General features: G+C 71.4%; 16 protein-coding genes and 2 rRNA genes. 8 read left to right on the top strand and 10 right to left on the bottom strand.

All coding sequences use genetic code 11. The annotated features are described in order from the left end of the window. The first annotated feature begins 185 nt into the window (after positions 1 to 185). Positions 186 to 671, top strand: a complete 486-nt coding sequence (locus ABZ937_RS09040) for an Rv3235 family protein (protein ID WP_361687823.1) — start codon at positions 186 to 188, stop codon at positions 669 to 671. 126 nt (positions 672 to 797) lie between these two features. On the opposite strand, the gene secA is transcribed toward ABZ937_RS09040, so the two are convergent. Beyond that, positions 798 to 3,608, bottom strand: coding sequence for a preprotein translocase subunit SecA (gene secA / locus ABZ937_RS09035; protein ID WP_361687820.1), 2,811 nt, complete (start codon positions 3,606 to 3,608; stop codon positions 798 to 800). A gap of 252 nt (positions 3,609 to 3,860) precedes the next feature. Between secA and ABZ937_RS09030 the strand changes: the two genes are divergently transcribed. Beyond that, positions 3,861 to 4,430 (top strand): GNAT family protein, encoded by a 570-nt coding sequence (locus ABZ937_RS09030; RefSeq protein WP_361687817.1) that lies wholly within the window; start codon positions 3,861 to 3,863, stop codon positions 4,428 to 4,430. A gap of 106 nt (positions 4,431 to 4,536) precedes the next feature. Then, the gene (locus ABZ937_RS09025) at positions 4,537 to 5,712 is read left to right on the top strand and encodes a crosslink repair DNA glycosylase YcaQ family protein (RefSeq protein ID WP_361687814.1); all 1,176 of its coding nucleotides are present in this window, start codon (positions 4,537 to 4,539) and stop codon (positions 5,710 to 5,712) included. A 16-nt stretch (positions 5,713 to 5,728) separates the two neighbouring features. On the opposite strand, the gene ABZ937_RS09020 is transcribed toward ABZ937_RS09025, so the two are convergent. The 7 genes from ABZ937_RS09020 to mtnA all read right to left on the bottom strand — a co-directional run bounded on the left by ABZ937_RS09020 (position 5,729) and on the right by mtnA (position 14,445). Next, entirely contained in the window at positions 5,729 to 6,475 is a 747-nt protein-coding gene (locus tag ABZ937_RS09020; RefSeq protein WP_361687811.1) for a response regulator transcription factor, read from the bottom strand. A 203-nt stretch (positions 6,476 to 6,678) separates the two neighbouring features. Further along, positions 6,679 to 7,404 (bottom strand): ribosome-associated translation inhibitor RaiA, encoded by a 726-nt coding sequence (gene raiA, locus ABZ937_RS09015; protein WP_361687808.1) that lies wholly within the window; start codon positions 7,402 to 7,404, stop codon positions 6,679 to 6,681. A gap of 280 nt (positions 7,405 to 7,684) precedes the next feature. Continuing rightward, positions 7,685 to 8,560 (bottom strand): ComF family protein, encoded by an 876-nt coding sequence (locus ABZ937_RS09010; protein ID WP_361687805.1) that lies wholly within the window; start codon positions 8,558 to 8,560, stop codon positions 7,685 to 7,687. Positions 8,561 to 8,688: 128 nt separating this feature from the next. After that, the gene (locus ABZ937_RS09005) at positions 8,689 to 10,521 is read right to left on the bottom strand and encodes an LpqB family beta-propeller domain-containing protein (protein ID WP_361687802.1); all 1,833 of its coding nucleotides are present in this window, start codon (positions 10,519 to 10,521) and stop codon (positions 8,689 to 8,691) included. Beyond that, positions 10,511 to 12,607 (bottom strand): MtrAB system histidine kinase MtrB, encoded by a 2,097-nt coding sequence (gene mtrB / locus ABZ937_RS09000; RefSeq protein ID WP_361687799.1) that lies wholly within the window; start codon positions 12,605 to 12,607, stop codon positions 10,511 to 10,513. Before mtrB ends, ABZ937_RS09005 begins: the two co-directional genes overlap by 11 nt. Before the next feature lies 1 nt (position 12,608). After that, positions 12,609 to 13,298 carry a two-component system response regulator MtrA gene (mtrA, locus tag ABZ937_RS08995; protein WP_191870552.1) on the bottom strand — a complete coding sequence of 230 codons (690 nt, stop codon included), beginning with the start codon at positions 13,296 to 13,298 and terminating at the stop codon, positions 12,609 to 12,611. A gap of 4 nt (positions 13,299 to 13,302) precedes the next feature. After that, entirely contained in the window at positions 13,303 to 14,445 is a 1,143-nt protein-coding gene (gene mtnA, locus ABZ937_RS08990; RefSeq protein WP_361687796.1) for an S-methyl-5-thioribose-1-phosphate isomerase, read from the bottom strand. Positions 14,446 to 14,585: 140 nt separating this feature from the next. Here mtnA and ABZ937_RS08985 point away from each other — a divergent pair, with 140 nt between their 5' ends. The 5 genes from ABZ937_RS08985 to ABZ937_RS08965 are packed head-to-tail and all read left to right on the top strand — an operon-like array spanning position 14,586 to position 20,280. Next, positions 14,586 to 16,004, top strand: coding sequence for a glycerophosphoryl diester phosphodiesterase membrane domain-containing protein (locus ABZ937_RS08985; protein ID WP_361687793.1), 1,419 nt, complete (start codon positions 14,586 to 14,588; stop codon positions 16,002 to 16,004). A 4-nt stretch (positions 16,005 to 16,008) separates the two neighbouring features. Further along, the gene (locus ABZ937_RS08980) at positions 16,009 to 16,788 is read left to right on the top strand and encodes a DUF4129 domain-containing protein (RefSeq protein ID WP_361687790.1); all 780 of its coding nucleotides are present in this window, start codon (positions 16,009 to 16,011) and stop codon (positions 16,786 to 16,788) included. Beyond that, positions 16,785 to 17,981 carry a DUF4350 domain-containing protein gene (locus tag ABZ937_RS08975; RefSeq protein ID WP_361687787.1) on the top strand — a complete coding sequence of 399 codons (1,197 nt, stop codon included), beginning with the start codon at positions 16,785 to 16,787 and terminating at the stop codon, positions 17,979 to 17,981. The genes ABZ937_RS08980 and ABZ937_RS08975 overlap by 4 nt, the downstream gene beginning before the upstream one ends. Next, entirely contained in the window at positions 17,981 to 18,970 is a 990-nt protein-coding gene (locus ABZ937_RS08970; RefSeq protein WP_361688573.1) for a MoxR family ATPase, read from the top strand. The genes ABZ937_RS08975 and ABZ937_RS08970 overlap by 1 nt, the downstream gene beginning before the upstream one ends. Next, complete coding sequence (locus ABZ937_RS08965; RefSeq protein ID WP_361687784.1) at positions 18,970 to 20,280, top strand: DUF58 domain-containing protein; 1,311 nt, start codon at positions 18,970 to 18,972, stop codon at positions 20,278 to 20,280. Before ABZ937_RS08970 ends, ABZ937_RS08965 begins: the two co-directional genes overlap by 1 nt. Before the next feature lie 100 nt (positions 20,281 to 20,380). Here ABZ937_RS08965 and rrf read toward each other — a convergent pair. Together rrf and ABZ937_RS08955 are read right to left on the bottom strand one after the other, a co-directional pair. Then, positions 20,381 to 20,497, bottom strand: a 5S ribosomal RNA gene (rrf, locus tag ABZ937_RS08960). Positions 20,498 to 20,567: 70 nt separating this feature from the next. After that, positions 20,568 to 20,664: ribosomal RNA gene (locus ABZ937_RS08955) — 23S ribosomal RNA — on the bottom strand; the annotation flags it as partial.

Here is a 20,664-nt window from a genome sequence, read left to right as displayed (position 1 = left end):
CGGTTCACCCTCCCCCGCCGCTTGCCGACGGGGTCGAGCGCCTCCCGCACCCCTCGGATAGGTGAACATCCCGGACCGTCTTTGGCCCGCCGGCTTTTCCTTGCCAGCCGCTCCGGAGCCCCCGTACAAGATCCCCACCAGCTAGTTACCGCCCGGTATCCCCGGGCCAGCCGAACGGGGACCCCATGAACAAGGTCATGAGCCGCGCCGTCCCGCCCCGCCCGCGGCACCGCCCGCCGACCCGCCGCGACTCCCGCCGTCCCGGCGGCGCGCCACCCCGCACGCCCAGCCGGCCGGCGGCCACCGCCCCACGCGCCGAGGAGCCCCGTACAGCGCCCGTGACGGCCGTACGGCAGCCTCGGCCGACCGACCTCTTCGCAGACCGTCTGCTGGCCGTTCTGAGCGGCCAGCGGCCCGTCCACTGGATGCTCCGCCACACCGCGGGCCGCGCCTACGACGAACTGGCCCGCCTGGCCGAACGCAGCCCCCTGCGCACGCTGGGCCCCCGCCCGGTCGTCCACGACATCGGCTACTACGTCCCCAGCGAAGGCGCCCTGGAGGTCTTCGCGCGCATCTGTGCCGGAGACCGGCTACGCGCCATGGCCTTCCGCCTGGAACTGGGCAAGGACCTCCGCTGGCGCTGCACGGCGGTCGAGACGGGCGCGCCGTAACACCCGGTGCTCGACCGGCGCTCAGGGGTCTGGGGCACCCGGCCACGGCACAGGGCGCCGCGCAGACAACGCGGAAGGGCCGGGCCCCCGGAGGAGACCCGGCCCTTCTCGAACGTGCTCCGGCGCCTACTTCTTGCGGCGCCGTCCGCCCTTCGCCTGCCGGCGACGCTCGGCCCGCGTCAGACCGTCCGACTCGGAGCGCACCGGCTCGTCGTCCTCCAGGTCGCGCTCGACGACGCCGCCCTCACCGTCGACCGTCGGCGCGGAGAAGTGCAGATCGCGCCGCTGCGGAACGTCCAGACCCTTCGCGCGGATCTCCGGACGCGCGCCCGCCTGCGCCGGAACCGTGTCCTGCACGCCCTCGGCGACCGGCTCGGCCTCCTCGACCGGCACCTCCTCGACCTGCTGCTCGACCTGGACCTCCAGGTTGAACAGGTAGCCGACGGACTCCTCCTTGATGCCGTCCATCATCGCGGTGAACATGTCGAAGCCCTCGCGCTGGTACTCGACCAGCGGGTCCTTCTGCGCCATCGCGCGCAGGCCGATGCCCTCCTGGAGGTAGTCCATCTCGTAGAGGTGCTCGCGCCACTTGCGGTCCAGGACCGACAGCACGACCCGGCGCTCCAGCTCACGCATGATCTCGGAGCCGAGCTGCGTCTCACGAGCCTCGTACTGCTCGTGGATGTCCTCCTTGATGGACTCCGAGATGAACTCGGCGGTCAGACCGGCCCGGTCGCCGGCCGCGTCCTCCAGCTCCTCGATGGTGACCTTCACCGGGTACAGCTGCTTGAAGGCGCCCCACAGCCGGTCCAGGTCCCAGTCCTCGGGGAAGCCCTCGGAGGTCTCGGCGTGGACGTACGCGTCGATCGTGTCGTCCATGAAGTGCTGGACCTGCTCGTGCAGATCCTCGCCCTCCAGCACGCGCCGGCGCTCGCCGTAGATGACCTCGCGCTGCCGGTTGAGCACCTCGTCGTACTTCAGAACGTTCTTACGGGTCTCGAAGTTCTGCTGCTCGACCTGCGACTGCGCGGACGCGATCGCGCGCGTGACCATCTTGTTCTCGATCGGCACGTCGTCCGGCACGTTGGCCATCGCCATCACGCGCTCGACCATCTGGGCCTTGAACAGACGCATCAGGTCGTCGCCCAGCGACAGGTAGAAGCGGGACTCGCCCGGGTCGCCCTGACGGCCGGAACGACCGCGCAGCTGGTTGTCGATCCGCCGCGACTCGTGCCGCTCGGTGCCGAGGACGTAGAGGCCGCCCAGGCTCTCGACCTCGTCCTTCTCCGCCTTGACGGCCTGCTCGGCCTTCTCCAGGGCGGCGGGCAGGGCGTGCGCCCACTCCTCGATGTGCTCCTCGGGGTCGAGGCCGCGCTGGCGCAGCTCCGCCTCGGCGAGGTCCTCGGGGTTGCCGCCGAGCTTGATGTCCGTACCACGGCCGGCCATGTTGGTGGCCACGGTCACGGCGCCCTTGCGGCCGGCCTGGGCGACGATCGAGGCCTCGCGCTCGTGGTGCTTGGCGTTCAGCACCTCGTGCTGGATGCCGCGCTTGCTGAGCTGCTGCGAGAGGTACTCGGACTTCTCGACGGAGGTCGTGCCGACGAGGATCGGCTGGCCCTTCTCGTGCTTCTCGGCGATGTCGTCGACGACCGCCTCGAACTTGGCCACCTCGGTGCGGTAGATCAGGTCCGACTGGTCCTTGCGGACCATCGGCCTGTTGGTCGGGATCGGGACCACGCCGAGCTTGTAGATCTGGTGGAACTCGGCGGCCTCGGTCATCGCCGTACCGGTCATGCCGGAGAGCTTCGAGTAGAGGCGGAAGAAGTTCTGCAGGGTGATCGTGGCGAGCGTCTGGTTCTCGTCCTTGATGTCCACCCCTTCCTTCGCCTCGATCGCCTGGTGCATGCCCTCGTTGTAGCGGCGGCCGGCGAGGATACGGCCGGTGTGCTCGTCGACGATCATGACCTCGCCGTCGATGACGACGTAGTCCTTGTCCTTCTTGAACAGTTCCTTGGCCTTGATGGCGTTGTTCAGGTAGCCGACGAGGGGGGTGTTCACCGACTCGTAGAGGTTGTCGATGCCCAGCCAGTCCTCGACCTTGGAGACGCCGGCCTCGTGGATGGCGACGGTGCGCTTCTTCTCGTCGACGTCGTAGTCGCCGGTCTCCTCGACGCCCTTGAGCGGGTTGCCGGCCTCGCCGCGCTTGAGGCGCGTGACCAGCTTGGCGAAGTCGCCGTACCACTTGGTGGCCTGGTCGGCCGGGCCGGAGATGATCAGCGGCGTACGGGCCTCGTCGATGAGGATGGAGTCGACCTCGTCCACGATGGCGAAGTTGTGGCCGCGCTGCACCAGCTCGTCCTTCGACCACGCCATGTTGTCGCGCAGGTAGTCGAAGCCGAACTCGTTGTTCGTGCCGTAGGTGATGTCGCACGCGTACTGCTCGCGGCGCTGGGCCGGCGTCATGTTGGCCAGGATGCAGCCGACGTCCAGGCCCAGGAACTTGTGGACGCGGCCCATCATCTCGGAGTCGCGCTCGGCCAGGTAGTCGTTGACCGTGATGAGGTGGACGCCGTCGCCCGACAGGGCGTTCAGGTACGCGGGCAGCGTGCCGACGAGGGTCTTGCCCTCACCGGTCTTCATCTCGGCCACGTAGCCGAGGTGCAGCGCGGCGCCACCCATCAGCTGCACGTCGTAGTGGCGCTGGCCGAGGACGCGCTTGGCGGCCTCGCGCACCGTGGCGAACGCCTCGGGGAGCAGGTCGTCCAGACTCTCACCGTCGGCGTACCGCTGCTTGTACTCCCCGGTGAGGGCCCGCAGCTCGGCGTCGGAGAGGTCGACGAAGTCCTCTTCGATGGAGTTGACCTGGTCCGCGATGCGGTGCAGCTTGCGCAGGATCTTGCCTTCGCCTGCACGCATGATCTTCGAGAGGACGGACACGGGGGTTTGTCTCCTTGCCGGTCGGGCCTGGGACGGTCGGTTTCCATTTGACGTACTGAGCAACGGCCATCGTATGCGAGGACCCGGCCGTGCCGGGAGGCCTGGCGGCCCGACGGCTGCTTCACCCAGGACAACGGCCCGGGTATCCGGATAGTGCCGCATCGGCGCGAGGAATTGCGCGAAATGTGATCGCTCGCTCACGCATCGCGAAAATCCATGGCTCCGGACGGGTGTCCCGAGCAGAATCGGGCGATGGAACCCGTCACGCTCACCACTGACCGTCTCGTGCTGCGCCCGGTCGGCCCCGACGACACCGACGCGGTGTACGCGGCCGTGCAGGACGCCGACATCCAGCGCTGGACGACGGTCCCCTCGCCCTATCTGCCGGAGCACGCGATCAGCTTCACCGAGCAGATCGTCCCCGACGGCTGGGCGCAGGGGTCGATGTTCACCTTCGGCGTCTTCCTCACCGGCGGGGAGCTGGCCGCCATGCTCGCGCTCACGATGCGGTCGCTGGGCACGGCCGAGGTCGGCTTCTGGGCGGCCAAGGAGCACCGCGGCCACGGGTATGTCGCGGAGGCCACGCTCACCGCCTGCCGGTGGGTCTTCACGGAGGTCGGCGTCGACCGTGTCGAGTGGCGGGCCGAGGTCGGCAACCACGCCTCCCGCGCGGTGGCCGAGCGGGCCGGCTTCACCGTCGAGGGCACCCTGCGCTCCGGCATCAACAACAAGGGCGTGCGCCGCGACTGCTGGATCGGCTCCCTGCTCCCCTCGGACCTGAGCCTGCCCTCCACGGCCCCGTACCTGCCCGGGCGAGCCTGAGGGAAGCGGCCGCGTCTCCGGTGGACGCACGCGCGCGTGTCGGACGGACGGGGATGAACGCGCAGCTCATCGCGGGCTGTCAGCGGCACCGTCTATCGTCCGACGCATGACGACCCTGCCGCGCCCCACCACCACCCTCACCGCGGACGACGCCCGCCGGATCGCCCTGCGGGCCCAGGGCCTGCTCGGCGCCCCCGACCGGCGCGCGGGTGTCCGCGGGGTGCTGCGCCACCTCGGCGCGGTCCAGCTCGACACGATCTCGGTGCTCGCCCGCTCCCACGAACTCGTGCCGTACGCGCGCCTGGGCGCGACCGGCCGCAAGACGGTCGAGGAGGCGTACTGGACTCAGGCGCACGCGTTCGAGTACTGGTCGCACGCGGCCTGCATCCTCCCCATCGAGGAGTGGCCGCACTTCGCGTTCCGCCGCCGCGCCTACCGCGACCGCCCCCACTGGCACCACGAACTCCCCGACGGCGCCTACGACCAGGTCATCAAGCAGCTGCGCGCGGAGGGCCCGCTGACCGCCACGGAGCTGGGCGGCGCGAAGAAGACGAGCGAGTGGTGGGACTGGTCGGGCACGAAGGTCGCCGTGGAGCGGGCGCTGATGTACGGCGAGGTGGTGTGCGTGGAGCGGCGCGGCTGGAAGCGGGTGTACGACCTGGCCGAGCGCGCGGTCCCGGACGCGCTGCTGCACGACGAACTGGACGACACCGAGTGCCTGCGCCGTCTGGTCCGGCTGGCGGGCGAGTCGCTCGGGGTCGGCACACGCGCGGACATCGCCGACTATCACCGTCTCAAGGGCGAGCAGGTCGAGGCGGTGATCGCCGACTCGGGCCTGGTGCCGGTCGAGGTCGAGGGCTGGGGCAAGCCGGCCTGGGCGGACCCGGCCGCTCTGGCGACGCCGCCGCGCGGCCGGCACCGCACCACGCTGCTGTCGCCGTTCGACTCGCTGATCTGGGAGCGGGCGCGCACGGAGCGGATCTTCGGCTTCACCCACCGGCTGGAGGCGTACGTGCCCAAGCCCAAGCGGGTCCACGGCTACTTCGCGATGCCGGTGCTCGCCGGCGGCCGGCTGGTCGGGCGTGTCGACCCGGCCCGGGAGGGCCGCACGCTGGTGGCCAGGCAGGCCACCCTGGACGGCCCGAAGGCGGTCCCGGCGGTCGCCCAGGCCCTGGTCGAGGCGGCGACCTGGGTGAACTGCACGAACGTCCGCGTGGAGCGGGTGGACGCCCCCGAGCTGCGCGAGCCCCTCACCCGGGAACTCGCCGGCCTCCTCGGATAGGCGTCGGGGACAGCCGCTAGCGGATCTCCAGGATCTTCTCCCGCATCGCGTAGACCACGGCCTCCATCCGGGAGTGCAGCTGCAGCTTCTCCAGGATGTTGCGGACGTGGTTCTTCACGGTGTTCTCGGAGATGAACAGCTCCTTGGCGATGTCCCGGTTGTTCATGCCCGTGGCGACGAGTTTGAGGACCTCCAGCTCACGGTCGGTCAGCCGGGGCGCGGGCACCAGCCGGCGCTCGTCGGTGCGCTGGATCATCGACTTGAACTCGGTGAGGAGTTTCGACGCCATCGACGGGCTGATCTGCGACTGTCCGTCGGCGACCGCGCGAATGGCGGTGGCCACCTCGTCGGTCGAGATCTCCTTGAGGAGATATCCGGTCGCGCCCGCCTTGATCGCGTCGTAGAGGTCGGCCTCCTCGTCGCTGATCGTCAGCATGATGATCTTCGCGCTGGGGGCGACCTCCTTGATGGAGGTGCAGGCCTCGATCCCGCCGCGCTTGGGCATGCGGACGTCCATCAGCACGATGTCGGGCAGCAGGTCGGCGGCCTTGTCGACGGCCTCGGCACCATCGCCCGCCTCGCCGACGACCTGGATGTCCTCCTCGGCCGCGAGCACGATCTCCAGGCCGCGCCGGAAGAGGGCGTGGTCGTCCACGACCAGGACTCTGATCGGCTCCTCGCGTGAAGAACCCACGTCCGGGCCCCTGCCGATGACATCGTCGTCGGCGTCCCCGTCCCGCATCGGTCCGAAGGTGTCCGCCATCGTTCCTCCCCCTGAAGGCTGTGGCCTGTGGTCCTGTGCCATCGCCAACCCAAGGCAGCGGCCCACCGGTTGGGCCGGTGGGGCCATGATTTCATGCCTGGGCGACACCGGGGTGACGTGCGGGGCGCGAAGTGGTCGCACACCGGTGCCCCTGGGGGCGCACACGCGCTCCAGGGGCACCGGCTCAGCTTCAGCCGGGTGGGTCAGCCGCCCAGCGTGCCCCCCGCCGCGGGGGGCTGCGCCTCGGTGACCATCGGGTCCGTGCTGAGGTGGATCACGCCGTAGTCGTACGCGTGTCGCCGGTAGACGACGCTCGGCTCCTTCGTCTCGGAGTCGACGAACAAGTAGAAGTCATGGCCGACCAGTTCCATCTCGTAGAGAGCCTGGTCGAGGGTCATCGGGGCGGCGACGTGGGTCTTCTCCCGGACGACGAGGGGGCCTTCGCCCTTGACCTCCAGCGAGCCGATCCTCTTGGTCGGCACTCCGTCGGGCTCCTCCTCATGGACGGGGAGGCCGTTGCCGTTCAGGGTCGCCGCGCCCGGGACGTGGTCGGGGACCTCTGCCGCCGAGATCCGGCGCGCGCCTCGGCGCGAGAACCGCTTGTCGTGCTGCTTGCGCAACCGCGCGTCCAGCTTCTCCGCCGCCAGGTCGAGTGCCGCGTACGGATCGCTGGCCGCCGCCTCCGCCCGGATCACCGGACCGCGGGAGCGGAGCGTGATCTCCACTCGGTCACAGCGGTCGGCCTGTCGGGGGTTGGGCTCCTTGGACACCTCGACGTCGAGGCTGATCACCTTGGCATCGAGCCTCTGGATCTTCTCCAGCTTCAGCTTCTCGGCCACGTGCTTGCGGAACCGCTCGGGCACCTCGGTCTTGCGGCCCTTGACGACGATGTCCACGCAGAACTCCGTTCCCGGATCGCTCCGCTCCATCGGCGGAGCATCTCCCTTTTGCACCAGGTCCGGTACTCACCGGACCTCGGACTCGGTGACTTCCACCTCCTCCTCCCCCATGGACGAGATCTCCACCCCATCGGCGCGGGTGATTGCGGGAAAACCCGCGGCACGGCATTCGGATATGAGAGGTGTGGCCTGCGCCTTTCCTCACAACCGAACATATCTCGCCCGGACGGATGTCGTCACCCTCTACTGCGCCGTACCTCCGTTCAGGTGAATTGCCCCTCCCACTACCTGCAACGATGCAGGCTGACGGTCAGTTCCTGTTTATTTCGAAAGAATCGCGAGGAGCGGCGATCACGGCGGCATGGAGCACCCGCCGGAGGGCGTTCGCCCCCGCCTTTTCCGGTGCACTGTGCACCGACTTCCTCCTGTCCGGCCGTACGCCGATCCGCCGTTCCCCCCTACCTTCCCGAGTTATGGCTCCATACACAGCCGTTCCGCCATCCCGGCGGGACAAACCCCCCTCCCGCAGGGCCCGCGCCGCCTCCGCGAGACTGGCGCCCGTCGTCATCAGGTCGTCGACGAGCACGATGCGGCCCGCGCCGAGCAGCCGGCCGCCGCCCGCCGCCACCTCCAGCGCCCCGGAGAGGTTCTCCAGACGCCGCCGCGCGTCCAGCCCCGCCTGGTCCGCCACGGGCCGCCGCTGGCGCAGCACGGCCGCCACCCGGGCCGGCGTCCCGGTGCGCCGCAGCTCCCCCGCTGCCGCGAGCGCCATCCGCCGCACCGGATCGTGCCCACGCGCCCGCACGGCCCACCGGGCGGAGGGCACGGGAACCAGCAGCACGGGGCCGTGCCACGGCCGACCGGCCGAGCCGGCACCGGCCCGGCCGCCATCGTCGCCGAGGCCCGCCCGCACGGCCCTCGCGAGCGCCGTGCCCAGCGCTCCCGCGAGTGCCAGCGCGCCACGCTCCTTGTGCGCGAGCAGCAGCGTCCGCACCTCCGCCGCGTAGGGTGCCACCGCGTGCACCACCGGCAGCCCGGCCGGCTCCGGCACCGGCCGCACCCGCCGCGCCGCGACGCCGTCCAGCGTGGCCCGGCACCGCGGGCAGAGCGCCGTACGAGGTGCACCACAGCCCGCACAGTCGGCCGGCAGCACCAGGTCGGTGAGGTCCTGCCACCACCCCCGCATGACCACCACTGTGCCAACGTCCCTGCCGACCGGCCACCCCTGTGGAAAACGCCCTGTGGAAAACTCCGAGCAGCCGTCGGCACCTCAGCCGGGACAGACCGGCGCCTCAGCCCGCGCAGATCGGTGCCTCAGCCCGGATAGACCGGTGCCGTCCCGTCCTTGTCGACCTTCTGCCACTGCGCCCCGGACGGCAGTCGGACGATCCCGTCCTCCGAGTAGGCCACCAGCGGCACCCGCTCGTCCTCGGACGCGGCGATCGCCTTGACGCCGGGGAGTGCGCCCAGGGCGGGGCCGTCGAGCGTGGATCCGTCGATCTGGACGTACCGCATCTGCTGCACGCCCCCCTGCTCCTGGCCGGCGGCGAGCACCCTGCTGTCGCCCGCCCACGAGACGGCGCTGACCTGCTCCAAGTCGGGTGCCGCCGACCGCAGTCCGTCCACGGAGGTGCCCTGCCCGGTCCCGTCGTCGTGCTGGATCCGGCCGATGAGCAGGGACTGCTTGCCGTCCTTCTCCACGACCAGCGCGATCCGCGCCCCGTCGGCGGCCACCCGCGCGTCCTTGATCTGGCCGTTCAGGTCCGGGACGGCGACCTGCTCCGGTTTGGCGGCGCCCTGCTCCACCATGAACAGCCGCGGCCGGTGCCGGTCCCGGTCGGCCACCCACAGGTCGCCGCGGGCGTCCCAGCTGGGCGTGGTCAGCCGCTCGGCGGGGGTCGCGCCGGCACTGGTCACCAGCGCCTCGCCGAGCGAACCGTCCGGCGCCAGCGACGTCACGTACAGCGACCTGCCCTCGTCGCCGACCCCGGCCGCCGTGCGCTCGTCCCGCGACACCGCCACCGACTGCAGCCCCTTGCCGCCCTCGCCCAGCGGACCCGGCACCGGAACGGAGCCGGTGCCGGTGCTCCCGGTCGGCATCCGTACCACCCGGTGCTTGCCGTCGAGGAAGTACAGGTACTCCGGGCGCTTCGACGACCCGTGCCAGGCGACGGACTCGGCGCGCTCCTCGGTCAGTTCGCACAGCCGGTCGTCGCCGGCCCCCTGCAGCTCGACGGACTCCAGCGTCGGAACGAGGTTCCGCAGGGTGAACAGCACCTGCGTCGCCATCTCGGTGCACTTGCTCGCCGCGACCTGGGACGGCTTGAGGTTCAGCGGCACCGTCAGCTTGTTCTGGTCGTCCGGCGCCAGCCCGGACGCGCTCTTCCGCAGCGCCGTACCGGTCGGGAAGCTGGACCTGACCACCGGCCCGAGCCAGGTGGTAGGCCCTTTCAGCAGCGAACGGACCATCTGGGTCATCGCGTCCACCTTGCTGCGCACGAACACCGGATCGGCGACCGCCACCGGCTGCCCGCTCGCCCCGACCGTCGCGTTGGAGGCGAAGTAGTACTTGTCGACGGACGTGTAGTTCCGCTGGAAGTCCGACTTGCCCATGACGACGCCGTCGGGCAGCCCGTCGATGCGCCACTGCCCGCTCTTGGGGTTCTTCGTGAGGTGCAGCTTCTTGCGGTAGGAGCCGCCGACGGGCTGGTAGGCCTGCTGCGCGTCGACCGTGGCGACCCGGGAGCCGGCCAGCACACAGGTGACGCTGTTGGTCTCCTCCCGGCCGCCCGGGCTGCAGTCGGTCTCGATGGTCGGCCCGTTCGCGAGGACCGTGGTCGACCGCTCCGGCCGCCACTTGCCCGCCGCGTCGGGCGTCAGGTACTTGCGCGCCGTGTCGTACTCCGGGTCGTCACTGGTCAGCGCCTCCAGGAAGCCCTGCATGATCTCGCCCGGACCGGCGCCGTCGGCCGGCGGCATGGCGAACACCCGGACCCCGGTGTCCTGCCGCGGCGTGGACTCCACGTCCCGCAGGTCCCCGCTGTCGGGCATCGAGGCGCAACCGGCCAGCAGTACGACGCCCAAGGCGGCGTACGCCATCGCGCGTACCGGCCGCTGCCGTGCGCCCCCCTCGCGGTCAGCGACCACGAAATGCCTCCCCTGGCTCGGTCGAGTCCTCCGGCGTGGCGGCATCGGGCCGGCCCTCGCTCGTGTCGGGCGCCGGACGTGCGGCGGTCCCCTCACCCGGACGGCGTGCGCCACCGGTGGGCCGGGGCACCACGCGCGCGCCGTTGCCGTTGCCCGGCAGCGCGGTCGGGTCGGCGGCGGGCGTCCCGGTCAGCCGCGGCGCGATCGGCGCCCGGGGCGGCAGCGCGGGTGCCTGGGCACCGTCCTGCTGCACCGGAACGGTCGCCCGCTTCTCCTCGCCGCCACGGGGCCGGCCGGCGTCGTCGAGGCCGCGGTTGCGGCGTGAGTCCTTGGGCTCCAGCGGTATCGGCGAGCCCCGCAGCGGCTCGTCCGCGGTCCTGGGCAGCGTCAGCCGGAACTGGGAGCCGCCGCCCGGCTCGCCCCAGGCCTGCAGCCAGCCACCGTGCAGCCGCGCGTCCTCCAGGGCGATCGACAGCCCCAGGCCGGTACCGCCCGTCGTACGCGCGCGTGCCGGGTCGGCCCGCCAGAAGCGGCTGAAGACGCGGGTCGCCTCGCCGGGCTTCAGTCCGACGCCGTAGTCCCGCACCGCGACGGCCACGGCCCCGCCCGCCGCGGCGAGCTTCACGACGACGTCCTTGCCCTCGCCGTGCTCGACGGCGTTGACGACGAGATTGCGCAGCACGCGCTCCACCCGCCTCGCGTCCGCCTCGGCCACGACGGGCTGCTGGTCGCCGAGCACCCGTATGTGCGTGCCCTTGCGCTCGGCGAGCGGCTCGGCGCCGCTCACCACCCGCCGGACGACCTCCCGGAGGTCTATCGGCTCGGCCTCCAGCGCCGCGGCGCCCGCGTCGAAACGGCTGATCTCCAGCAGGTCCGCGAGCAGCGACTCGAACCGGTCCAGCTGGTCGGCGAGCAGCTCGGCCGACCTCGCGGTCACCGGGTCGAAGTCCTCACGCGCCTCGTGGATGACGTCGGCGGCCATCCGGACGGTGGTCAGCGGGGTGCGCAGCTCGTGCGAGACGTCGGAGACGAACCGCCGCTGCATCCGCGACAGGTCCTCCAGCTGCTGGATCTTGACCTGGAGGTTCTGCGCCATCTTGTTGAAGGCCTCGCCCAGGCGGGCGATGTCGTCCTCGCCGGTGACCTTCATCCGCTCCTGCAGCCGTCCGGCGGACAGCCGCTCCGCGATGCCGGCCGCCATCCGCACCGGCGTGACGACCTGCCGCACCACCAGCCAGGCGATGGCGCCGAGCAGGACGACGACGAACAGCCCGGCGGTGGCGAGCGTGCCCTTGACCAGGCTGAGGGACTTCTCCTCCTGCGTGAGCGGGAAGAGGTAGTACAGCTCGTACGGGCGGCCGTTCGGGTCGTTGACCTGCTTGCCGATGACCAGGCCCGGCTGCGATTCCCTGCCGCCGTCGTAGATGATCCGTGTGTTGCTCTGGACGGCCGTCGTACCGCTGTTGACCCGCTCGCGCAGGGCCGCGGGCACGCTGGACGTCGGGTTGACGTTCCCGGAGCCGCGCGGGCTGCGCCCGCCGCCGCTGTCGTCGCCCACGGGCAGCGTCACCACGTCGAAGGCGCCCGCGCCACCGCTGGACAGCGACTCCACGAGGTCGCTCATCCAGGGGATGACGTTCTGCGCCTGCCGACCGTCCGCGGTCGTCGTGCCGTCACCGGTGGCCGCGCCGGTGCCACTGGCCGCCTCGTCGGCCTTCTGCTTGGCCACCGCGAACCCGCCCGTGGCCTGGCTCTGCGACGCCTTCACCTTCGCGTCCAGCAGGCCGTTGCGCACCTGCCCGATCACGACGAAGCCCAGCAGCAGGACGACACCCAGCGACATCAGGAGGGTGGTGGCGACCACCCGGAGCTGGATGTTGCGCCGCCACAGCCGCATCACCGGCAGCAGCGGACGGCGCACCCAGCGCAGGAACAGCCGCAGGACCGGGCTGCCCTGCACCCCGCCCTGCAGCAGCCCGCCCTCGAACAGGCTCCTGAAACGCGTACCCGCCGCCGTCCGGCCGACAGGCCGCCCCGGACGGGTCCCGGACCCGCCGGGAGCCGAAGCGGCGCTGTCCCCGGACATGTCAGCTCGGTCCCGCCTTGTAACCGACACCACGGACGGTCACCACGATCTCCGGCCGCTCCGGGTCCTTCTCGACCTTGGAGCGCAGCCGCTGGACGTGCACGTTGACGAGCCGCGTGTCGGCCGCGTGCCGGTAGCCCCACACCTGCTCCAGCAGCACCTCACGCGTGAACACCTGCCACGGCTTGCGCGCGAGCGCGACCAGCAGGTCGAACTCCAGCGGCGTCAGCGCGATCGACTGCCCGTCCCGCTTCACCGAGTGCCCGGCGACATCGATGACCAGGTCACCGATGGTGAGCTGCTCCGGCGCCGGCTCCTCGGACCTCCGCAGCCGCGCCCGGATCCGGGCCACCAGCTCCTTCGGCTTGAACGGCTTCACGATGTAGTCGTCGGCGCCCGACTCCAGGCCCACGACGACGTCGACGGTGTCGCTCTTGGCCGTGAGCATCACGATCGGCACACCGGACTCGGCCCGGATCAGCCGGCACACCTCGATGCCGTCCCGTCCGGGCAGCATCAGGTCCAGCAGCACCAGGTCGGGCTTGGTCTCACGGAAAGCGGCCAGCGCCTTGTCGCCGTCGGCTACGAAAGACGGCTCAAAACCTTCACCACGCAGCACGATGCCGAGCATCTCGGCCAGTGCGGTGTCGTCGTCGACGACAAGGACTCGTCCCTTCATAAACGACATCATCCCATTAGCTAATCGTTACCTGGCGTGACCTGGCACACAGCTCCGCAAGAGCCTCGGCCGTCACGGGTGAAACGGCTCCCTCCTCGGTGACGATGGCCGTCACCAGCTCGGGCGGCGTCACGTCGAACGCCGGGTTGTACGCCTGGGTCCCCAGGGGTGCCACCGGAATCCCGCCTCCTGCTCCCGTCACCGGCACCTGGGGTGCTGTGACCTCGGTCACCTCAAAGCCGGGGCGCTGCTCGACCTCGATGGACGCCCCGTCAGGGGTGTCCGGGTCGACCGTCGTCACCGGCGCCACCACGATGAACGGCACATGGTGGTACCGGGCGAGCACGGCGAGCGGATAGCTCCCCACCTTGTTCGCCACCGAACCGTCGGCCGCGATCCGGTCCGCACCGATCAGCACCGCGTCCACCTCACCCGCCGCGAACAGGGAACCCGCCGCGTTGTCGGTGAGCAGGGTGTACGCCATGCCACTGCGGGCCGCTTCGTACGCCGTCAGGCGAGCACCTTGCAGCAACGGACGCGTTTCGTCCACCCACAGCCGCCGCAACCGTCCCTCGCGATGCGCCGCCAGGGCCACCGCGAAGGCCGTGCCCTCCCCGCCGGACACCAGTGATCCGGTGTTGCAGTGGGTCAGGATCCGGTGCCCGCCACCGGGCAGCAGCTCGTCCAGCAGCGCCAGGCCGTGAGCCGCCATCCGGGCGCTGGCCTCGGCGTCCTCCTGGTGCAGCGCCCGCGCCGCGGCCAGCGCCGCCACCGCCGCGGCAGTGGAATCGCCGGTCCTGGCCAGCGCCGCCTGGTACGCGCCCTGGGCCCGGCGCACCCCGACGGACAGATTCACCGCGGTGGGCCTGGCCTCCGCGAGCGCTCGTGCCGCCTCGGCCACGTCGAAGCCCCGCGCGGCGGCGAGCGCGACGCCGTACGCCCCCGCGATCCCGAGCAGCGGCGCCCCGCGCACGGCGAGCGAACGGATCGCCTCCACCAGCGCCGACGCGTCCGTGCACACCAACTCGGCCTCTTCGGCCGGGAGCCTCGTCTGATCAAGAAGGACCAGTACGGGACCTTCTGGTGGTTCCTCCCATCGGATCGCCGGTATCTCGGTGGACCGCTTGTCCCCGCCGGTTCGCGCCTGCTGATCAGCCATGCCGTCAGTCTGCCCCGGATCCGGCGGACAATTGAAGGCATCAAGCCCCCACCGCGGCCGGGCCCCTGGTCACCGGCCCATGGCACGATGGCTGCCAACCTGCCGCCGCGACCGCGGCAGGGCACCGAGAAGGAGCTTCGATGACAGACACTCCGGGCTGGGCCCCGCCCGGATCCGACCCGTCGTCCGAGGGCCGGGAACCCGGTGCGTCCGGCAGCGCCGAACCCGCAGACCGCCCCGGCCCCACCGAGCCCGCGCCGCAGCCGGGCGCGGACGCGCAGGGCCCAGGCGGGAAGTGGTCCAAGGAGCAGCCGCCACCCGGCCAGTGGTCGGCGCCCACCGGTGCCCCCAGCCCGAACCAGGCCCCACCGCCACCGCCGCCCGGCCCTGGCTGGGGCGGCGGGCATCCCGGCGGCCCTGGCCCCGGCGGCTACGGCGGCGGATACGCGGGCCCACCCGGCGGCTACGGCGGCGGGTACGGAGGCCCTCCCCCCGGCCACGGCGGTTACGGCACCCCGGGCGGCTACCCCGCCTGGGGCGGCGGCTGGGGCGGTCCGCCGCCCGCGGCCAAGCCGGGTGTCATCCCGCTGCGCCCGCTCGGCGTCGGCGAAATCCTCGACGGCGCCGTGTCCACCATGCGCACCTACTGGCGCACGGTTCTCGGCATCGCGCTGGCCGTCGCCGTCGTCACGGACGCCTGCCTGGTCCTCGTCCAGGGCTTCGTCCTCAACGACGCCCTCGCCCGCACCTCGCTCGACAGCAGGACCGCCACCCCCGACGACGTCTACCGCGCCCTGCGCGAGTCCCTGCTCGGCACCGGCATCGTCACGGTGATCTCCGCAGCCGCCGTCATCGTCGCCACCGCCCTGCTCACGACCATCACCAGCCGCGCCGTACTCGGCAAGCCGGTCAGCACCGGTGAGGCCTGGCGTGAGGCCCGCCCACAGATCCCGAAGCTGGCCGGTCTGCTCATCCTGCTCGGCCTGATCACCGTCGGCGTGATCGTCGCCGGCTCGCTGCCCGGCATCCTGATCCTCGCCGGCGGCGGCAGCGACACCGGCGGAGCCGGGCTGTTCGCCCTGGGCATCCTCGGCGGAGTCGTCGTCGCGGTGTGGCTGGCGATCCGCTACTACCTGGCCGCGCCCGCCCTGATGCTGGAACGCCAGGGCATCACGAAGGCCATGGGCCGCTCCGCCAAGCTGGTGCGCGGCTCCTGGTGGCGCGTCCTCGGCATCCAGCTGCTCGCCTGGCTCATCGCCAACATCGTCTCGGCGATCGTCACCATCCCGTTCGCCCTCATCGGATCCGCCGTCAGCGGCGACAGCATGGACAACTTCCTCGGCCCCAACGGCGGACACGTCGGCTGGGCGTTCCTGATCATCCGAGGGATCGGCTCCCTGATCGGCACCACGCTCACCCTTCCGATCAGCGCCGGCGTCACCGTGCTCCTCTACATCGACCAGCGCATCCGCCGTGAGGCCCTCGACCTCGAACTGGCCCGCGCCGCCGGTGTCCAGGACCACGGCACCGGCACCCCCGGCCCCGTCCCCAGGAGCTGATGCGGTGAGCCTCGCGGGGGAAGTTCTCACGGCGGCGGCCCCGTCCGGAGCCGCCGCCACGGCCGTACGACAGCTGTTGCGCGCGACGGACCGGGCGGTCCTGGCGGCCGGCGGCTCGGGTGACGAGCCGCCGGTGACCATCCCGCGTGACCCCGCCCGGGAGGCTGCCCGGCGCGAACTGACCAAGGGGATGTACCACGAGAACGACCCCAGCCTGCTCCAGCGCGCCCTGAACGCGTTCTGGGACTGGCTCGACCGGCTGTTCAGCACGGCCGCCTCAGCCACCCCTGGCGGCACGGTCGGCCTGATCGTCGTGGTCCTGTTCGTCATCGCTGTCCTGGCCGCCCTGTGGTGGCGGCTCGGCATCCCCCGCCGCCAACCCTCCTCCGCCGCAGCCCTGTTCGACGAGCGCCCCCGCAGCGCCGCCGAACACCGCGCCGCCAGCGAGGCACACGCGGCCCAGGGCCACTGGAACCAAGCCGTCCAGGAGCGCATGCGGGCCCTCGTCCGCTCCCTGGAGGAACGGGCACTCCTCGACGTACGCCCCGGCCGCACCGCCGACGAGGCGGCCGACGAGGCAGGCCGCGTCCTGCCCGCGCACATTGACCGACTGCACGCCGCGGCCCGCGAGTTCGACGACGTCACATACGGCGGGCGCAGAGCGACCGAGCAGTCGTACCACCGCCTCGCCGAACTCGACCGCGACCTGGAACGCACCAGGCCGAGCCTCGCCGACAGCACCACCAGCACGGCCCACAGCACCCGCCAGGGGGCAGCCGAGTGACCACCGAGGCCACGTCGACCACCACCTCCACCGCACCCACCGGCCGCCAGGTGTGGACCCGGACACGAGGCATCGCGCTCGCCGTCGTGCTGATCCTGGGCGCGGCCGTCGCCATGGCCGCCGTACGCTCCACCGCCCGGCACGGCGACCTGGATCCGCGCTCCGCCGACCCGTACGGCGGCCGCGCCGTCGCCGAACTCCTCGCCGAGCGGGGCGTCTCCACCCGCGTGGTCACCACGCTCGGCGCGGCACGCGCCGCCGCCGGCCCGGACACCACTCTCCTGGTCGCCGCACCCGACCGGCTGACGCACGGTCAACAGACCCGACTGCACACGGCAACAGCGTCCTCCGGCGGCCGGACCGTCCTGGTCGCGGCCGGCAGCTGGTCCGTCGAACGGCTCGCCCCCGGGGTCACCGCGGACCCTGCCACCAGCGGCGGCTCCACACTCGCCCCGGACTGCACGCTGCCCGAGGCCCGGCGCGCGGGCACCGCCGACACCGGCGGCATCCGGTACACCACCACCCACCTCGACGCCGACTCCTGCTACCCCAGCGCACGCCTCGCCACCCTGCTGCGCATCCCCGCGGCATCCGGGGGCGGCGACACCGTCGTGCTCGGCGCGCCCGACATCCTCTACAACGACCGCCTCGACGAGCAGGGCAACGCCTCGCTCGCCCTTCAACTCCTCGGCTCCCGCCCCCATCTGGTCTGGTACCTCCCCTCGCTGTCCGACGCCTCCGCCACCGGAACCGGCGAGCAGAAGGACTTCCTCGACCTGCTTCCCTCGGGATGGCTCTGGGCCACGCTGCAGCTCTTCATCGCGGCGGCTCTCGCCGCCTTCTGGCGGGCACGCCGCTTCGGCCCGCTCGTGCCCGAGAAACTCCCCGTGGTGATCCGCGCCTCCGAGACCGCCGAAGGCCGCGCCCGCCTCTACGCCAAGGCCAACGCCCGCGACCGCGCTGCCGATGCTCTTCGCGCCACCACACGCACCCGCCTCGCCCCCCTCGTCGGCGTCCCCGTCGCCCAGGCGCACACGCCCGAGGCCCTGCTTCCCGCCCTGTCCGCCCATCTCGTCGGCGACGGACAGGCCTTGCACGCCCTCCTGTTCGGACCGCCGCCCGGCGACGACGCGGCCCTCCTCGCACTCACCGACCAACTCGACGCCCTCGAAAGAGAGGTACGCCGTTCATGATGGACCCGACCACTGACAACGCCGGGCAGAGCGGGGACCCGGACACCGCCCGGGCCTCCCTGGAAGCCCTGCGTGCCGAGATCGCCAAAGCCGTGGTCGGCCAGGACCCCGCCGTGACCGGCCTCGTCGTCGCCCTTCTCTGCCGCGGACATGTACTACTGGAAGGAGTCCCTGGAGTCGCCAAAACGTTGCTCGTCCGCACCCTCGCGTCCGCACTCGAACTCGACACCAAGCGCGTCCAGTTCACCCCGGACCTGATGCCGAGCGACGTCACCGGTTCTCTCGTCTACGACACCCGCACCGCCGAGTTCTCCTTCCAGCCCGGCCCGGTCTTCACCAACCTTCTCCTCGCGGACGAGATCAACCGCACCCCGCCCAAGACCCAGTCGTCGCTCCTGGAGGCCATGGAGGAGCGTCAGGTCACGGTCGACGGCACCCCGCGCCCACTCCCCGAACCGTTCCTGGTCGCCGCGACCCAGAATCCGGTCGAGTACGAGGGCACCTACCCCCTCCCCGAAGCCCAACTGGACCGTTTCCTCCTCAAACTGACGATCCCTCTGCCCTCCCGCCAGGACGAGATCGACGTCCTCACCCGGCACGCCTCGGGCTTCAACCCACGCGACCTGCGCGCCGCCGGCGTACGCCCGGTCGCCGGCCGCGCCGACCTGGAGGCGGCCCGCGCAGCAGTCGCCACGACGACCGTGTCCCCCGAGATCACCGCTTACGTCGTGGACATCTGCCGCGCCACCCGCGAGTCGCCGTCCCTCACCCTGGGCGTCTCCCCCCGCGGCGCCACCGCCCTGCTCGCGACCTCACGCGCCTGGGCGTGGCTGACGGGCCGCGACTACGTCATCCCCGATGACGTGAAGGCCCTCGCCCTGCCCACCCTGCGCCACCGCATCCAGCTGCGCCCCGAGGCCGAGATGGAAGGCGTGACCGCCGACTCGGTCATCAACGCCATCCTCGCCCACGTCCCGGTCCCGCGCTGATGGCACTCACCGGACGCGCCGCCCTCCTCGCGGCCCTCGGCTCGATCCCCGTCGGCATCCTGGAACCAGGCTGGACGGGGATCCTCGCGGTCAACGGCCCCCTGGCCCTGGCCTGTGCCTGCGACTACGCATTGGCCGCGCCGGTACGCCGTCTGCTGCTGACCCGCTCCGGCGACACCGCCGCCCGCCTCGGCGACACCGCCGATGTCACGCTCACGATCACGAATCCGTCCCGCCGTCCGCTGCGGGCCCAGCTGCGGGACGCATGGCCACCCAGCAGCTGGCAGCCGGGCACCGAGATCGAGGCCTCCCGGCACCGGCTGACCGTGCCGGCGGGCGAACGCCGACGCGTGACGACCCGACTGCGTCCCACCCGCCGCGGCGACCACCAGGCCGACCGTGTGACGATCCGCTCCTACGGCCCTCTCGGCCTCTTCGCCCGCCAGGGCGCCCACAAGGTGCCCTGGACGGTACGCGTCCTGCCCCCGTTCACCAGCCGCAAGCATCTGCCGTCGAAGCTCGCCCGACTGCGTGAACTCGACGGCCGCACAAGCGTGCTGACCCGTGGCGAGGGTACGGAGTTCGACAGCCTGCGCGAGTACGTCCCCGGAGACGACACCCGCTCGATCGACTGGCGAGCCACGGCCCGGCAGTCCGCCGTCGCCGTCCGCACCTGGCGCCCCGAACGCGACCGGCACATCCTGCTCGTCCTGGACACCGGCCGGACGTCGGCCGGCCGGGTGGGCGACGCCCCGCGCCTGGACGCTTCCATGGACGCGGCCCTGCTGCTCGCGGCCCTGGCCTCCCGCGCCGGCGACCGCGTAGCACTACTGGCCTACGACCGCCGGGTACGCGCCCTGGTCCAGGGGCGCTCGGCAGGTGACGTGCTCCCTTCTCTGGTCAAGGCGATGGCCACACTCGAACCGGAACTCGTCGAGACCAACGCGCGTGGACTCACCGCCACCGCTCTGAGGACCGCTCCTCGCCGTTCCTTGATCGTGCTCCTCACGACGTTGGACGCGGCACCGGTGGAACAGGGTCTGCTTCCTGTGCTTCCACAGCTCACTCAGCGCCACACGGTTCTGGTCGCGTCGGTGGCGGATCCGCACATTGCCCGAATGGCGCAGGCTCGTGGGAACACAGAGGCCGTATATGAGGCGGCGGCAGCGGCTCAGGCACAGAACGAGCGCCGGCGCACCGCCGAACAGCTCCGTCGGCATGGGGTCACAGTGGTGGATGCGACTCCTGAGGATCTGGCGCCGGCACTGGCGGACGCCTATCTGGCTCTGAAAGCAGCGGGTCGGCTCTGAAAAACCAGCTGCGATCCGCCGCCGTCCCTCCGGGGATCCCGTCGGGTTCTGAACGCAGAAAACCCCCGCATCTTTCGATGCGGGGGTTTTCTCAATATTTGTTCGGCGGCGTCCTACTCTCCCACAGGGTCCCCCCTGCAGTACCATCGGCGCTGTGAGGCTTAGCTTCCGGGTTCGGTATGTAACCGGGCGTTTCCCTCACGCTATGACCACCGAAACACTATGAAACAATCAACAACCGTTGGCTGTTCGTGGTTTCAGAACCAACACAGTGGACGCGAGCAACTGAGGACAAGCCCTCGGCCTATTAGTACCGGTCACCTCCACCAGTTACCTGGCTTCCAGATCCGGCCTATCAACCCAGTCGTCTACTGGGAGCCTTAC

Origin of the sequence: Streptomyces sp. NPDC046727, assembly GCF_040645635.1 — a bacterium.
Classification (GTDB): domain Bacteria; phylum Actinomycetota; class Actinomycetes; order Streptomycetales; family Streptomycetaceae; genus Streptomyces.
Note: the sequence above shows the minus strand (reverse complement) of the source record. Positions and strands in the feature narration are given on the sequence as shown.

Bases quoted from the DNA above. Each gene is read 5' to 3' on its own strand.
- ABZ937_RS09040 (WP_361687823.1), top strand. From the start codon at position 186: ATGAACAAGGTCATGAGCCGCGCCGTCCCGCCCCGCCCGCGGCACCGC.
- ABZ937_RS09030 (WP_361687817.1), top strand. From the start codon at position 3,861: ATGGAACCCGTCACGCTCACCACTGACCGTCTCGTGCTGCGCCCGGTC.
- ABZ937_RS09025 (WP_361687814.1), top strand. From the start codon at position 4,537: ATGACGACCCTGCCGCGCCCCACCACCACCCTCACCGCGGACGACGCC.
- ABZ937_RS09020 (WP_361687811.1), bottom strand. From the start codon at position 6,475: ATGGCGGACACCTTCGGACCGATGCGGGACGGGGACGCCGACGACGAT.
- raiA (WP_361687808.1), bottom strand. From the start codon at position 7,404: ATGGAGCGGAGCGATCCGGGAACGGAGTTCTGCGTGGACATCGTCGTC.
- ABZ937_RS09010 (WP_361687805.1), bottom strand. From the start codon at position 8,560: ATGCGGGGGTGGTGGCAGGACCTCACCGACCTGGTGCTGCCGGCCGAC.
- mtrB (WP_361687799.1), bottom strand. From the start codon at position 12,607: ATGTCCGGGGACAGCGCCGCTTCGGCTCCCGGCGGGTCCGGGACCCGT.
- mtrA (WP_191870552.1), bottom strand. From the start codon at position 13,298: ATGATGTCGTTTATGAAGGGACGAGTCCTTGTCGTCGACGACGACACC.
- mtnA (WP_361687796.1), bottom strand. From the start codon at position 14,445: ATGGCTGATCAGCAGGCGCGAACCGGCGGGGACAAGCGGTCCACCGAG.
- ABZ937_RS08985 (WP_361687793.1), top strand. From the start codon at position 14,586: ATGACAGACACTCCGGGCTGGGCCCCGCCCGGATCCGACCCGTCGTCC.
- ABZ937_RS08970 (WP_361688573.1), top strand. From the start codon at position 17,981: ATGGACCCGACCACTGACAACGCCGGGCAGAGCGGGGACCCGGACACC.
- ABZ937_RS08965 (WP_361687784.1), top strand. From the start codon at position 18,970: ATGGCACTCACCGGACGCGCCGCCCTCCTCGCGGCCCTCGGCTCGATC.